This window comes from Rhizobium jaguaris (assembly GCF_003627755.1).
Taxonomy (GTDB): domain Bacteria; phylum Pseudomonadota; class Alphaproteobacteria; order Rhizobiales; family Rhizobiaceae; genus Rhizobium; species Rhizobium jaguaris.
Genome location: NZ_CP032694.1, coordinates 3,615,438 through 3,629,735, shown reverse-complemented (window position 1 = coordinate 3,629,735; position 14,298 = coordinate 3,615,438). Strand labels below are relative to the sequence as shown.

The window sequence follows — 14,298 nt, the reverse complement described above, 5'->3', positions numbered from 1 at the left end:
TCCTGTTTCAAACTCCTATCGGCCGCCTAAGATCAAGCGTCAGCGGAAACTCCCCCGACACTGATTCCGCACGCAGATTATAGCCGCCCGCCTTATGTCCCCAAGGTTCGAATCGCGCCAGGCGCCGCGCCTCGGCCTCGTTGCCGTTGACGGGAAAGGTGTCATAGTTCCGGCCACCCGGATGGGCAACATGGTAGATGCAGCCGCCAATCGAACGCTTCGACCATGTATCATAAATATCGAAGGTCAACGGCGTGTCGATAGGCAGAACCGGATGCAGGCCCGAAGCAGGATGCCAGGCCTTGTAGCGGACGCCGGCAACAGAAACACCTGAGGTGCCCGTCGGCGTCAGCGGCACGGCGCGGCCGTTGCAGGCTACGGTGTAGCGTGAGGGATTGTTGGTTTCGAGCCGCACCTGCAGCCGTTCCACCGACGAATCGACATAACGGACAGTGCCGCCGATCGCGCCTTCTTCGCCCATGACATGCCACGGCTCCAGGGCCTGGCGCAGCTCCAGCTTGCTGCCCTCGTATTCGACCTCGCCGCAGAAAGGGAAGCGGAATTCCAGCTGCGCCTGGAACCATTCGGGACGAAGGTCGAAGCCGTTTTCCCGGAGATCCGTCAGCACATCGAGGAAGTCGTGCCAGATATAATGCGGCAGCATGAAACGGTCGTGCAGCGATGTGCCCCAGCGGACAAACTTGCCGTCGATCGGGTTGCGCCAGAAGCGGGCGATGAGGGCGCGGACCAGCAATTGCTGGGCAAGGCTCATGCGCGCGTTCGGCGGCATTTCAAAGCCGCGCAGTTCCACCAGCCCAAGGCGGCCGGTCGGTCCATCCGGGGAAAACAGCTTGTCGATGCAGATCTCCGAGCGGTGGGTATTGCCGCTGGCATCGGTCAGAAGGTTGCGGAACAGGCGATCGATCAGCCAGGGCAGCGGCGGGATGCCACGACCGGGTGCCGGCACCTGCGCCAGCGCGATTTCCAGCTCGTAGAGGCTGTCGTGGCGCGCCTCGTCGATGCGCGGCGCCTGGCTGGTCGGGCCGATGAATAGGCCGGAGAAGAGATAGGAGAGCGAAGGGTGGCGCTGCCAATGCAATACCAGGCTCTTGAGAAGGTCGGGCCGACGCAGGAACGGGCTGTCATTCGGATTGGCGCCGCCGACGACGACATGGTTGCCGCCGCCGGTGCCGGTATGGCGGCCGTCGATCAGGAACTTGTCGGTTCCGAGGCGCGTCTGCCGGGCCTCTTCATAGACCGCGGTGGTGATGTCGACGCATTCCTGCCAATTCGACGCCGGGTGAATGTTGACTTCGATCACGCCGGGATCGGGGGCGACGCGGATAACGTTGATGCGCTCGTCCTGTGGCGGCGAATAGCCTTCGATATGCACCGGTAGTCCAAGTTCCGCCGCCGCATTCTCGGCCGCGGCCAGTAGTTCGAGATAGTCCTCGATCCGTTCGACCGGCGGCATGAAGACGCAGAGCCGACCGTCGCGCGGCTCGGCCGAGATCGCGGTGCGTACAGCACCGCCGATTTCGCCGAGCGTCTGTTCGACGCGCAATTGTAGGGTTTCGTCCGCTTGAAAAGAGGCTTCAGGCATGGCGCGGCCGGCGGGCACGAACACCTCCGGCAACGGCGTACGCGGAATCGAAGGATCTGCGGTATGGATATAGGGATAACGCGACGGCGGCACATAGGGGAGGGTCCCGAGCGGAAGGCGATAGCCGACAGGGGAATCGCCCGGCACCAGGAAAATCCTGCCGCGGCGCGTACGCCATTTTTCGCTGATCCAGCGCGTGCGGCTGGCGCGCGCATTCCAGGCCTGAACCGGAAGGATATAGCCGGTCGCCGTCGTCAGTCCGCGCTCGAAGACGCGGGCGATACGGCTGCGCTCCTCCGGATCCTTCAGTTTCGAATTGGACGGATCAACATTCTCCGGCAGGCTGCCTTCCTTGATGATCCATTCCGCCGGGTCCTCATAGGCCGGCTGAACCATGTCCGGCGCGATCGCCAATTCCCTGGCTATCGCGGTCAGAAGCTTCTCGGCGTCGTCCGCACTCGCGCCGGTCTTTACAGTCTCTTCGGCAATTAAAGCCGGATTCTGCCAGACCGGCCGGCCGTCTTTGCGCCAGTAGAGCGAGAAGGTCCAGCGCGGCAGGCTCTCACCCGGGTACCATTTGCCCTGGCCATAATGCAGGAAGCCGCCAGGCGCGAAGCGCTCGCGCAGGAGGCGGATCAGTTGATCGGCCCTGTCGCGCTTGGTTGGGCCGACAGCGGCGGTATTCCATTCTTCCGACTGGAAATCGTCGATCGAGATGAAGGTCGGCTCACCGCCCATGGTCAGGCGTACATCGTCGCTTTTCAGGATACGGTCGACTTCTTCGCCGAGCGCATTCAGCGCTTCCCAGCTCTCATCGGAGAAGGGCTTGGTGATGCGCGGATGCTCGGCAACGCGGGCGACTTTCATATCAAAGTCGAATTCAGTTTCAGCTTCGCCGAAATAGCCGCCGGAGATTGGTGCTGCATTGCGATAGTGCGGTGTGGCGGCGAGCGGAATATGGCTCTCGCCCGTCAGCAGGCCCGAGGTCGGATCGAGGCCGACCCAGCCGGCGCCGGGAAGATAGACCTCCGCCCAGGCATGCAGGTCGGCAAAGTCGTATTCCGTGCCCGAGGGGCCATCGAGCGCCTTCAGGTCCGGCGTGAGCTGGATGAGGTAGCCCGAAACGAAGCGTGCGGCGAGGCCGAGATGGCGGAGAACCTGGACGAGCAGCCAGCTCGTGTCGCGACAGGACCCCTTTGCCTTTTCCAGCGTTTCTTCCGGTGTCTGCACGCCGGTTTCCAGGCGAATGACATAGCCGATTTCATGCTGCAGCCGCGCATTGAGGCCGACGATCATGTCGACGGTGCGTTGCTCGGAGCGGTCAAGCGTTGCGAGGAAAGCCGCAAGGCGCGGTCCGGGCTCCTCCGGCTTCATATAGATCGACAGATCTTCGCGAATGGTCTCGGGATAATCGAAGGGCCATTTGGTGGCTTCCTCTTCGACGAAGAAGTCGAAGGGATTGTAGACCGTCATATCGGCGACGAGATCGACCTCGATCTTCAGCTCGGTCGCCGGATCGGGAAAAACGAAGCGGGCAAGATAGTTGCCGTAGGGGTCCTGCTGCAGATTCACGAAATGATTGGAGGGCGTTACCTTCAGCGAATGGCTGAGGACGCGCGTCTTGGAATGCGGAGCGGGTTTTAAGCGAATGATTTGAGGGCCGAGGCGGACCGGATTGTCGTATTTATAATGGGTGAGATGATAAATGCTTGCTTTGATCGCCATATTTTCTCTTGCCTAGCTCGCATCGTTGTGCGGCATTTGCTGTTCCCGTCGGCAGTGTGTGCAATGCAGCGGAAGAATGCAAGGCGTCTCGGCGCTCAATCAGAGCCATTGCATGGGGTGCCAAAATAAAAGCGGCGGGCTTTCGCCCACCGCTTTGAAATCGATGCTGTCGAAGATCTCAGCTTCGGCCGAATTCATCGACCAGGCGAATGATGTCATCTTCGCCGAGATAGGAGCCCGTCTGCACTTCGATCAGTTCCAGCAGGATCTTGCCAGGGTTGGAAAGGCGGTGCACTTCGCCGAGCGGGATATAGATCGACTCGTTTTCACGCAGCATCTGCACGTGTTCACCCACGGTCACCTCCGCCGTGCCCTTGACGACGATCCAGTGTTCCGAACGATGATGATGCTTCTGTAGCGACAGCTTCTTGCCGGGCAGAACGAAGATGCGCTTCACCTGGAAACGTTCGCCGTTCAGGACCGAAGTGTAACCGCCCCAGGGGCGATAGGACGTCGGATGCGTCTCGGTGAGCTTGGCCGTCGTCTTCTGGCCGGCGAGCAGCTTGACCAGCTTGCCGACTTCCTGGCTGTCCTTGAGATGGCCGACATAGACGGCGTCTTCGCTGGCGATGACGGCGACATCCTCCATCCCTTGCACGGCGAGATGGACGCCATGCGTCATGACAAGCGAGTTCTTGGTGTTGACGAGCGTCGTATCGCCGGCAGCCACGTTGCCGTTTTCGTCGCGCTTGCCGACTTTCCAGACCGAATCCCAGCTGCCGAGATCCGACCAAGTGAAAGGCGAGGGGACAACCGCCGCATTCGCGGTCTTTTCCATAAGAGCGTAATCGATGGAGATATCGGGGCTCTTGACGAAGGCTTCTGCATCGAGGCGGGTGAAATCAAGGTCGCGCGTCGACTTGGAAACGGCCTTGCTGGCGGCTTTTTCGACTTCCGGCGCGTATTCGTGCATTTCCGAGAGAAGCTGGCCGGCCGAGAACATGAACATGCCGGAGTTCCAGTAGAACCCGCCGCTGGCGACCATTGCCTCCGCCTTTTCCAAGGCAGGCTTTTCGACGAAACGTTTGACCGCATGCGCGCCGGTCGACAGCGCCTTGCCGCTCTCGATATAGCCATAGCCGGTCGCCGGCTCGGTCGGTGCAATGCCGAAGGTCACGAGTTTGCCTTCGAGCGCGGTATCGCGGGCAGTCCGCACGCAGTCGTAATAGGTGGCGTTGGCGTCGATCTCGTAGTCGGAACCGAGGACGTGCATCGTCGCGTCCTTGCCGAAGAGTTCGGTGACGAGCGTGGCTGCCGCGGCAACGGCGGCAGCCGTGTTGCGGGCGACCGGCTCCAGCAGGACGGCTGCCAGCTTCAGGCCAAGTTCACGCGCCTGTTCGGCAACGAGGAAACGGAATTCTTCATTGGTGAGTACGATAGGGGCTTCGTAAAGCTCGGGATCGGAGACGCGCGCCAAAGTGCTCTGAAAAAGCGTCTTGTCGCCGATGAACTGGATGAATTGCTTTGGCGCAGAGGCGCGCGATAGCGGCCATAACCGTGTTCCCTTGCCGCCGGCCATGATCACTGGGACGATTTTGGCTGCCATATCTTGCCTCTCTTCTAGACACTTTATTCAAGAACGCTTCGCGGACATCTACAGCATAGGCGATCGCGACGCTCGTCCTTTAAACAACTGGCCTTCGCCATTGCGTTATTTTTCAGGAAAACACCAGCGGGAATCTGACATCGACTGCGAACATTCGCCGATCTTAGTGTGGAAATTCGAACAGACAAAGTCATGCTTCGGTTGAGAGGCCAGATCCGTGTTGCGGGAACTTCCATCGAAAGACGTAGGCGTTGCCGCCATGTTGATGCGGCAACGTCCGTGGATCATTTTGTTACGCGTTTGCTCTGTCGCGCGGCTCTTCATCGGCTGAGCGATGGTTTAGACCGTTGCGCTTGTTGTAGCGGATCGACGACCAAAGCGAGATGCCGATCAGCACCGCGCCACCGAGGCCGGTGATGACTTCGGGAATATGTATGAGTGTTTGGACATACATGATCACCGAGAGAATCAGGATGGCGTAGAAGGCGCCGTGCTCCAGGTAACGATAGTGGGCGAGCGTGCCTTTTTCCACGAGCATGATCGTCATCGATCGCACATACATGGCGCCGATACCGAGGCCGATGGCGATGACGAAGAGGTTTTGAGTCAGCGCGAAGGCGCCAATGACGCCGTCGAAGGAGAAGCTGGCGTCGAGGATTTCCAGATAGAGAAAGGCCCCGAGACCACCTTTGGCCGCGGCGCTCATCGTCTTTTGCGAGGCATCCAAAAAGCCGCTGACGACCTCTACCAAAAGAAAGGTCAGGAGACCGTAGACGGAGGAATAGAGGAATGTCGTCGCATCCTCGCCGCCGAGCAGGCCGGCGAAGATCAGAGCGAAGATAAGCACGAAGGCGATCTCGATGCCTTTGATGGTGGCAAAATGGGCCATCGCCTTCTCGAGAAAGGCGATCCAATGCACATTCTTTTCGTGATTGAAGAAATAGGTAAGGCCGACCATCATCAGGAAGGTGCCGCCGAAAGCGGCAATAGGCAGATGTGCGCCGTGCATGATCTCGGCATATTGCGCCGGTCTGGTCGCCGCGAGCTTCAGTGCTTCCCACGGATCGATATGGGCGGCGATCGCGACAATCGCCAGCGGAAAGACGATGCGCATGCCGAAGACGGCGATGACGATGCCCCAGGTCAGGAAGCGATGCTGCCAGACCGGCGTCATCTCCTTCAACTTGTTGGCATTGACGATCGCGTTGTCGAATGAGAGCGATATTTCGAGCACGGCCAGCACCGCGCAGATGAAAAAGGCCGTCGCCAAGCCGCCGAGCGTACCTGTCATATTCCAGCCGAGCAGTCCACCCAAGACGAGGCCGGCAATGGTGACGATGAAAGCCCAGCCGAAATAGCCGAGCGTGGATTTGGAGGAAGAGGATTGCGTCATCGACGCACCTCGTCGGGAATGGAAAAAGTGTATCCGGAGGCAAGGCATAGCCGCACGCCAGAGACGGCATGCGGGCGAGGCATGGTCACGCTATTCATGGAAAGATATCCGCCGGCTCATCTGCAGGCGGTACCGACATCGCGAGAGCGCCGTTAAAACTCTCGCCAGAGGGGCCCGGCACCAAAGTTCAATCCGCAACCGATGTCAGAAGGCGCGGAGATACTACCATTAGTTAGTGAAATTATGGCGCCCGTCAAGAGCCCGCGCGGTTCGCTGCGGCCATTGTCGGCAGGACAGGAATTTCCGGAACCAAACGGAGAAGCGGGCGTTTGGCCTTAAGGCGGGCAGGGCGATGTCCGTTGCAAGGCGGGTCCCATATGCGGATTTCATTGTCGGATAGAGAGCAGCGGCCAAGGAGGACCTTCCATGAGCCCCCACCCCATTCATCGCAAGCCGAAAGAAAAGAAGCCGGAACCGACGGCCCGGCAGAAGCGCGCACGTCCGAACGTTCTGCGCCAGGCGCAGGTATTGCCGCCGCACAATGTCGACCTGACACTGCAGCCTGCGACACATGAAGATGTTCACGTGCCGGCGCATGTCAGCGGCGCCGACCTATCGCGGGAGGCGCCCGGCGACGCCAATCACGGCGGGAAAAACAAAGGCCATTCGAAGTAAAATTTGGCAAAGTAAAATTTGGAATTCTGAGGCGGCGCAGGCCCGGGGGCCCCGGACCAGATGGGCTTTGTCTATTTGCCGCGTGGTGGCTTGCCACTCGACGGGGGCTTGCCGTTCGACTGGAAGCTACCGGTAAAGCTCAATTCGGTCGATTTTGCGGAGCATTCGATGGCGACGGGCTTACCCGAATAGGGGTTGGCGAAGGTGCAGACGCCCTTGGCCTCGACCTGGCCGGTCATCTTGTTGCCGGCGCCGGTGGAAATGACCTCGATCGGCAATTGCGCGGTTCCTTGCTTCGCGCCGGGCTTTATTCCGCGCCCGTTGCCCTGGAAGCCAAGCATCTTGCCCCCAGACGAAAAAATGAATGTGACCGAGCCATCCGGCCCCGTCACGGTGGCGATCTCGGCCTTGCAGCCTTTCGAGGCATCGAGCTTGCCGACGACGAGCTTGGAACATGTGCCGTTGATGACAGCCACACCCGGCCCCGGAAAATTCTGTGCAGCGGCGCTCGCTGCAACGGTCACGACTGTCAATCCAATGGCAAGGCCTGCGAATCTCATGAATGGCTCCTTTCAAGCCCGCGCAGGTTTGCCGATGGAAATGTGGCAGTCAATCCCGGTGCGATAATACGCATGCCCGGCAAGGGACGCTTGTCACTCCGGCACGAGCGTTCCGATCAACTGCAGCAGGGCGTTCTGCCGGTTGCCGCCGCCGGCGAGAAATTCGTAGAGCGTCATCTTCTTTTCGCTGCCGCCGTCGACGAGATAGTCGGATTGGCGGATGACGAAGACCTCGCCACTTTCGGTGTCTCGGGCAAGGTGAAACAGATATTCGTCGCCGTTGGGCTTGTGGTTTTTATAGAATTGTTTCTTCACGATCGCCATGTCATCCTCCCGTACGATCAATGCTTTAGCGTGACAGTAGTGTGACAGCGCGACCGGAAGTCAAGGGACTTGTGGATGGAAGCCATGCTTGCGCCGTCCGCTTGTAGAGCGTTCAAGCGCCGGACATCACCATGTGATTGGATATCGGCGAAAAGAGCATTATCCTCAACCCGCGCGTTCGAGAATTCGAGACGCCATCAGCGAGAGGTCAAAACAAATGAGAATGATGTTAGCGTTAGGGGCGGTATTAAGCTTGGCTTGCGTCTCTGCAGGCGAAGCGCCCTCGAACTATCAGTCATATCACGGTATCCGTGTCGATTCCGATCCCGTGCTTTTAGCGAAATACGATAGGGCTCTGCGCTACTGCGAACCGGAGGCCTATTCCTGGTCTCGGGGATCACCCGATCCAAACAGCACCATGTACATACTTGCATTGAGAGATTGTTTATATCGACACAGCTTTGTGGATCGCGGCGCCTACGCCTATCCGACGACGGCTTGGTACCGGCACTTCCTGGATCGCTGATCGCCAAAGTTCAGCCTCGCCATTTGACGAGCAAGGGCGCCGCACGTAGCGGCGCCCTTGCTCCCGGACCTGAATGATTCGCGGCTGTTAATCGCAGACGCGCATTCGCTCGTAGTGGTACCCGTCGTCATATTCGTTTTGGACCGGGCGGCTCTCATACCAGCATCTTGGCGGCGGGGGAGCAGGCTCATAATACCCTCCTCCACCGTTTGCGATTGCGCCGCCGATCAAGCCGCCAATAACCCCGGCTGCCAGGCCGCCGGCAATTACACTTCCATTATTGTGATGATGATGATGCCGATCCCAGTCGCCATGACGATACGGGGGCCGGCCATCATATTGCTGCGCTTGCGCGTAGCTGCCCGGGATCGCCGTGCTGCTTGCAAATGCAGCAACGATGAAAACCGAGAGAATTGTCTTCTTGATCATGACCACCTCCGGCGCAATGCGCCATATATTGCTAACGTTCGACTCACATATATAACTCTTTAGGGTATGATTATGTTCATGTGAACGTCGCGTGAACGCGGAGCCAGCTGTAGGAGCCTGCAAGCGGCGCAGTTGAAGCACGGGCGAGGCCATCGTTGTTGTGGAAGAGATTCACGCACCCGCCGACCACAATGAAAAAAGGCCTCTCGATTTCTCGAAAGGCCTTTTATATCAGAAACTTGGATGGTGGGCGTGACAAGGATCGAACTTGTGACCCCTACGATGTCAAAATCGCGCCCGCCATCCTTCCCGTCTCTGCCAAGGCGAACTGATTGGTTGATTTTCTAAATATTTATCAACTATTTACGGCATTCGTATCATCTTCGCAGATGCGTCTCCCGATGCCGCCTCATAGTGCCATATGGAGGCGATTAGTGGTCAGTTTATGCCCCGTTTGGGGGCTGATCTGGCACCAGTTGGCACCACTCTTTCGTCAAATCCCAGACACCATGAGCGGAACTGCTGACACCGCCATCGTGCTTCTGCTGAAACCGAGCCCACCGGACGTTCTTTTCGAAGAGATTTTCTCCGTCACTGGTAGCGCGTTTTCGTGGTTCGAATCATATCAGGTCTCGGCGAGCTTGTAGGACCATGTGTGGATGAGGGATAACGATTGACGTCGTCGATGCCGGCCATAATGCGCTCCTTGAGCTCGTGCTTTGAGCTCACCCGGGTGTGGCGCAGGACGGAGCGGGCGAACTTGGAGAAGAAGCCCTCGATCAGGTTGAGCCAGGAGCCGTGTTTGGGCGTGAAGGTAAATTCGAAGCGGCTTGCCGGTCGTTTATCGAGCCAGGCTCTGGTTTCTTTCGAGATGATGTGCGGAATAATTGTCGAGGATCAATTGATCAATTTGATGGCGGTGCCGCCCGGATAGGCGGATTCGATGAACTCGCGCGAGCGGTGGCGGTCGTGACGAGCGCGTGGACCTAGCCTGTCAGCAGGTCATTTCCGGCCAACAGGCTGAGCGTGCCGTGACGTCTATATTCAAAATCGCGCACAAACGCCGGATACCCGGCTCACCGGCTCGGTTCGAGACCGCGAAAGAGCCGTCAGCGTTTCGATCTCTTGCTCGCTCATCGCCAATTCAATACTCGCCGCCTTGGTGTCATGATGAAACTCCTTGTTTGAATAGTCTCAAACCAGGAATCCACCAGCGCACTTCAGGTTCCATCAAACGCCGCTTTCATGGAATCGGTCGTCTAGGCGGCCCGCTGGGGACTTGCGCGTTTTCAGCTTACCGCTAAGGTTGCGCGCAGAGTTAGGCGTGCTCGGCGAGGATGATTTGAATACACTATACGCATTTATTTCCGTTCTGAGCCTCGCGGTAGCTGGGGTCAGTCTCCTTTCCATCCTTGGCCGACGCCTGAGACGACGTGCGGCACTTGCACTTGGCGCGTCGGTTGTAGCGTTCTTCGTATCGATCAGCTTGTTCACGCCAGACCAGCCGGCCAATGCTACGCAGGTCGAAACCACTACGCCGAAAGCTGAAACACTCGCGCGGCCAGATATGCCTGCTCTGCCGGTGAAGGATGAGCCGCCACCGAGACCGGTAGACGGCTCCCCCGGGATTGCGAGGATTTGCCTTGCAGACAAGGACGTTCATCTAAAGGCCCAAGATGAAATTATCATTCCGGCGACAACTGTCTTCGAGGATGATGGGCCAAACCTCGGCAAGCCGGAGGACCCGTCAACATGGCACTATGAAGTCAAAGAAGGCTTCCAGTTTCCCGCTCAGCTTTTGACTTTAACTGCGGTCTCGCTCCAGAAGAGCAAACCATGCGCAGAAGCAAAGGTCCAAATGCTGACTGGTGTCGGTGGGACCGAGACGACGAAGCGGGCCTTGGACAAGCATATTTTTGTCATTGATGACGTGCTCGATTATCCCATTCCTACAGCGCGGCCACCCGTTGAGATCGGCAAGCTGATTGATGACATCAGTGTTGAAGCTATGCTGACCACGGATGTCACTCAATCGGTCGTTCGACCGAAGCCTGATTTGTTCAACGATGAGGTCAATGCTGCAAAGTGTCTCGCGGGCGCAAAGAAGCTCGCCGCATATCTTGGAGGTGGGACAGGACAGCAGAGGAGCATGAACATCGAGATCGGCCACGTTGGAGCAGCTACTACTGTGACTTATGGCTGCCCATTCGGTCCAAAGCAAAAGCCCGACTTTGCGGTCTATTGGGAAGGAAAGGCGCGACCGCCTTCTGACATTGCGGCTCTTATCGCCAAGGGCGGCGAGTTCGTAACGGGGGCTACTCGCGCAGAGATCATGACAGAAACGTCGGCGTGCGTCACTGACGCGCTCAAATCGAGTGCCGCCGAACTTGCTGATCGGGAAGTCCGTGGCGTTAAAATTGAATGCCAAGCATTCACGCGAGACGGCGGTGGTGGGAGCGTCACCATTTACAGACGCTTCGGCGCTGATCCCGCACATCCTGAAATCTCCGACAACGCGGCAGCCGCAGCCGATCAGGTGTCACGTGAACTAAAGATCGAAGGCGATAGGAAAGCCGTTGAGGCACTTCGCTTCGCTGAATGGTACCAAGACCCAACAATCCCTCAGAACGTAAAGGTCTTTTCAATGATGGCTGCGCGGGTATTATCGCTCCAGCAAAGGTGCCCATCGTCGAAACCTCACGAGGATCAGATCGCAAAATGGGCAGCAGACGCCGGAGTAAAATGGTCCGACATCGCGCCGGGTGGCCGCTACGCTTCTCTTATGACGAAGATGTTGGCGGAGATGCAATCTGGAACGACAAAAGAAAGTATTGCGGAAGCATGTGAGGCAATCAAGAAATACGATTGAGCTATAGTCCTCCACTGAGATTGAAACTTCGTTGCTCGCAATATTATTCTCGTTGGGCGCGCACGCATGATGCAAAACTAGAAAGGCGTGATGATGCGTTCGCTGATCCTGGTGGCGGCCACGCTGTTCAACTGTGTTGTCATGGCGAACGAGATGCCGCCGCCCGGCTTCGACCCAGGCTCCGTCCCGGAACGCTTGCGGGTGCTGATTCATCAAAATCCCATCGGAGTAAAATGCGCCGTTACATGCTGCGCAAGGCGCTGTGCTTAGGGGCAACGTTCCGGCGCAGGTTGTGACGCCGGAGAACACGAAATCCGTTCCCCTCGAACTTGCATTAGCGAGTTCGATAGGTTTGTTCAGGGTTACATTTCGGAAACCGATCTAGTAGCGCGTTTTCGTGGTTCGAATCATATAAGGTCTCGGCGATTCTTTGCGTTGGAGTGGTTGAGGGGGCGCCGGCGTGGCAAGCCTACTTTCCCAGCAGCATGTTCTTAGGCGTTCCATCAGGAATAGCCTGACTGGTTATGTCCCGGTGAAACCATTCCCATGCTTCCGGGGTGGGAAGACGGCCGTCCATGTTAAGAGGATCAATCTCGGAAATAAGAAAGTTTCCTCTTGGAAACAAAAATTCAAAGTGGACTCTTAGCTCGTTGACCGGTCTGCTAGCCCTGAAGCAATAGACTAGAGGAATATAGTTCCAATAACTTTCGACATAGGGGCTATGGGTAATGAAATAATTCATCCGATCCCAGTCGTAATTCGGATCAAAGAACGTCAGCATATATATTTTACTAGTCATTTGCTTCCGTTCCTTTTCTCGGCTGAACCCGCTTGTTTACCGCTTGTTCCATCACGTCCAACGTTACATCAATTGTCTTGGGGCCCTTTCCATTTTCTTGGAGCACTTCATAGTGTTTCCGCGCGAGCAGATATTCCTCAGATTGTAACCTGTCCGGGCTTCTAAGAGCGAAATAGGCAAATGTTCCGACGCCGAAGGTGACCAGCGCAAGGGCCGCATAAATGAGCAGCGGACGCTGATCGGGCATCATGTATGCAGCCAGCAAAATGGGCCCCAGCGTTATTCCTTCGAACCAGAGCAAGGGCGACATAACGCTCTTTGTCGTCATTTTTGCAATTGCGGCCGAGGTGTCCGGCCCGAAAAAGCCTCCGCCAAACTTCGAGGGGAATTTCACACCATTGAGAGGTTCGTCGTGGGTCATTCCTCAACTCCGCTCTCGTTGTTATCGCCGTCATTTTCAGCAATCTCTTGCGACGTTTGTCGGGCTCGCTCCACCAGTGATTTCTTGAACATCGCATCCTCGTCGCGAGCGTTAGACCTGAACGAACCGGTGCGGAAATAGCTTTCCGCAAATCCATCCAATACCGCCAATTGTTCGTCGTACGCCCGAAGAAACTCGAAATTTAGGGATGTAACAATGGCCGCCGCCCCATGACTGCAATTACTGCACGAGATCATGGACGATTGTCCAGCGTCTAGGTGACATTTTAGATCATGTTCATTGAGAGGCGCTGAATTTACCGGCGAGCGCGAAAGCTCATCGGCTCTAATGAGAGATTGGCAATCTCTTCGCCTCGAAGGATGAAAAGCTTCCCTGATCCAGTAGCGGGTTCGAACTCGCATATGCGATAGATTGCATATTGTGCCCGGTGCGCGTTGAAGAACGCTAGCTCGTTAGCGGAAAGATAGAAGTCCGACCGTTCGTGCCCCCTTGTCGTTTTCACCTCAATGTACAGCGGGGTGCCATCAGGATCGAATGACAATATGTCGTACCCGGCGCCATCACCTTCAATTTCGGCAACGTGCCGTATTTCGGAGATCAAAGATTTTGCTTCGGTGTCGGCCAGGCGGCCCCTTTCAAAGCATATGACGGATTTCTCCCCATTAAAGCCCAGCGCCTTATTCCGTGCGTCCGATGCGGAAAAATCTGCTTTCTTCGCCCGGAATTTTCGGGTGGTTTCCCCCATTCCTTCTCGACGCGAAGGCGGATCGATCTCTCTTAGCCCTTCTATAGGGCGGCTATCAGTCGGCCCTGGCACTTCAGGCGCGTCGTTATATTCCAAGCCGGTTTTAACCCTCGTCGGCTCGTCCATTTGCCAGTCAAGGATTTGCCAATTGAAGTAAACCGGGTTTTCCCTTTCGCTGTCATGCGAGAGGTACTTCAGTTTCCCAAGATAGGTGTAATGGGCGCCCTTTCTCGCACGAAGAAACAGGTAAATGCTATGCTTGAGTTCGTCGTGCTTGATCCACTCCTTAATCCTCTTTTCCGCAAAAACTTGTGACGGCTGAGATTGCCAGGTCAAGACTCCATCAGCACTCACACCTTCGTCGAAGGCGTGAGTGCCAACCGTTTGCCCAAAAGTTACGAAAAAGACCCAGTCACCCGGGCGGCCTGGAATTTGGACCACGCCATGGTTACCCCATGTGCCGGACCCTTCGGTGAATGGTGTGCCAGGAGCAAAAATATCATGTGTCTCGCGGCGGTCGTAGTCGGCGTAGAGTGCAAGCTTTTCCAATCTAGCTTCTCCAGTGAAATGGTGCGTCGCAATCTCACTGGCGGTGGTAAAGC

The 14,298-nt window shown here is 57.1% G+C and carries 13 protein-coding genes; 3 read left to right on the top strand and 10 right to left on the bottom strand.

Annotated elements, in window-relative coordinates; genetic code table 11:
• Positions 1 to 7: 7 nt before the first annotated feature.
• The 3 genes from CCGE525_RS17740 to CCGE525_RS17730 all read right to left on the bottom strand — a co-directional run bounded on the left by CCGE525_RS17740 (position 8) and on the right by CCGE525_RS17730 (position 6,327).
• Positions 8 to 3,328, bottom strand: a complete 3,321-nt coding sequence (locus CCGE525_RS17740) for a transglutaminase family protein (protein ID WP_120705424.1) — start codon at positions 3,326 to 3,328, stop codon at positions 8 to 10.
• A gap of 178 nt (positions 3,329 to 3,506) precedes the next feature.
• The gene (locus tag CCGE525_RS17735) at positions 3,507 to 4,934 is read right to left on the bottom strand and encodes a mannose-1-phosphate guanylyltransferase/mannose-6-phosphate isomerase (RefSeq protein WP_120705423.1); all 1,428 of its coding nucleotides are present in this window, start codon (positions 4,932 to 4,934) and stop codon (positions 3,507 to 3,509) included.
• Positions 4,935 to 5,226: 292 nt separating this feature from the next.
• Positions 5,227 to 6,327: a DUF475 domain-containing protein gene (locus tag CCGE525_RS17730; RefSeq protein ID WP_120705422.1), complete on the bottom strand. Its 1,101-nt coding sequence runs from the start codon at positions 6,325 to 6,327 to the stop codon at positions 5,227 to 5,229.
• Positions 6,328 to 6,753: 426 nt separating this feature from the next.
• Here CCGE525_RS17730 and CCGE525_RS17725 point away from each other — a divergent pair, with 426 nt between their 5' ends.
• A complete protein-coding gene (locus tag CCGE525_RS17725) occupies positions 6,754 to 7,002 on the top strand; it encodes a hypothetical protein (protein WP_120705421.1) in 249 nt (82 codons plus the stop codon).
• A gap of 71 nt (positions 7,003 to 7,073) precedes the next feature.
• Here the strand turns inward: CCGE525_RS17725 and CCGE525_RS17720 are convergent, their stop codons facing one another.
• Both CCGE525_RS17720 and CCGE525_RS17715 read right to left on the bottom strand, forming a co-directional pair.
• Positions 7,074 to 7,562 (bottom strand): hypothetical protein, encoded by a 489-nt coding sequence (locus CCGE525_RS17720; RefSeq protein WP_120705420.1) that lies wholly within the window; start codon positions 7,560 to 7,562, stop codon positions 7,074 to 7,076.
• A gap of 93 nt (positions 7,563 to 7,655) precedes the next feature.
• Positions 7,656 to 7,886: a hypothetical protein gene (locus CCGE525_RS17715; protein WP_120705419.1), complete on the bottom strand. Its 231-nt coding sequence runs from the start codon at positions 7,884 to 7,886 to the stop codon at positions 7,656 to 7,658.
• A 217-nt stretch (positions 7,887 to 8,103) separates the two neighbouring features.
• On the opposite strand from CCGE525_RS17715, the gene CCGE525_RS39000 reads away from it, so the two are divergent.
• Positions 8,104 to 8,412: a hypothetical protein gene (locus CCGE525_RS39000; protein ID WP_120705418.1), complete on the top strand. Its 309-nt coding sequence runs from the start codon at positions 8,104 to 8,106 to the stop codon at positions 8,410 to 8,412.
• An 87-nt stretch (positions 8,413 to 8,499) separates the two neighbouring features.
• Here CCGE525_RS39000 and CCGE525_RS17705 read toward each other — a convergent pair whose 3' ends face one another.
• Positions 8,500 to 8,838, bottom strand: coding sequence for a hypothetical protein (locus CCGE525_RS17705; protein ID WP_120706475.1), 339 nt, complete (start codon positions 8,836 to 8,838; stop codon positions 8,500 to 8,502).
• 594 nt (positions 8,839 to 9,432) lie between these two features.
• Positions 9,433 to 9,714, bottom strand: a complete 282-nt coding sequence (locus tag CCGE525_RS39850; protein ID WP_425375904.1) for a transposase — start codon at positions 9,712 to 9,714, stop codon at positions 9,433 to 9,435.
• Positions 9,715 to 10,165: 451 nt separating this feature from the next.
• Here CCGE525_RS39850 and CCGE525_RS17695 point away from each other — a divergent pair, with 451 nt between their 5' ends.
• A complete protein-coding gene (locus CCGE525_RS17695; protein ID WP_162950210.1) occupies positions 10,166 to 11,710 on the top strand; it encodes a hypothetical protein in 1,545 nt (514 codons plus the stop codon).
• Positions 11,711 to 12,501: 791 nt separating this feature from the next.
• Here CCGE525_RS17695 and CCGE525_RS17680 read toward each other — a convergent pair.
• Genes CCGE525_RS17680 through CCGE525_RS17670 form a run of 3 tightly spaced genes read right to left on the bottom strand, consistent with a single transcriptional unit; the run spans position 12,502 to position 14,245 of the window.
• Positions 12,502 to 12,930: a hypothetical protein gene (locus CCGE525_RS17680; RefSeq protein WP_120705413.1), complete on the bottom strand. Its 429-nt coding sequence runs from the start codon at positions 12,928 to 12,930 to the stop codon at positions 12,502 to 12,504.
• Positions 12,927 to 13,187, bottom strand: a complete 261-nt coding sequence (locus tag CCGE525_RS17675) for a hypothetical protein (protein ID WP_120705412.1) — start codon at positions 13,185 to 13,187, stop codon at positions 12,927 to 12,929. The genes CCGE525_RS17680 and CCGE525_RS17675 overlap by 4 nt, the downstream gene beginning before the upstream one ends.
• A 59-nt stretch (positions 13,188 to 13,246) precedes the next feature.
• Positions 13,247 to 14,245 carry a DUF3427 domain-containing protein gene (locus CCGE525_RS17670; RefSeq protein WP_120705411.1) on the bottom strand — a complete coding sequence of 333 codons (999 nt, stop codon included), beginning with the start codon at positions 14,243 to 14,245 and terminating at the stop codon, positions 13,247 to 13,249.
• Between the last annotated feature and the right edge of the window lie 53 nt (positions 14,246 to 14,298).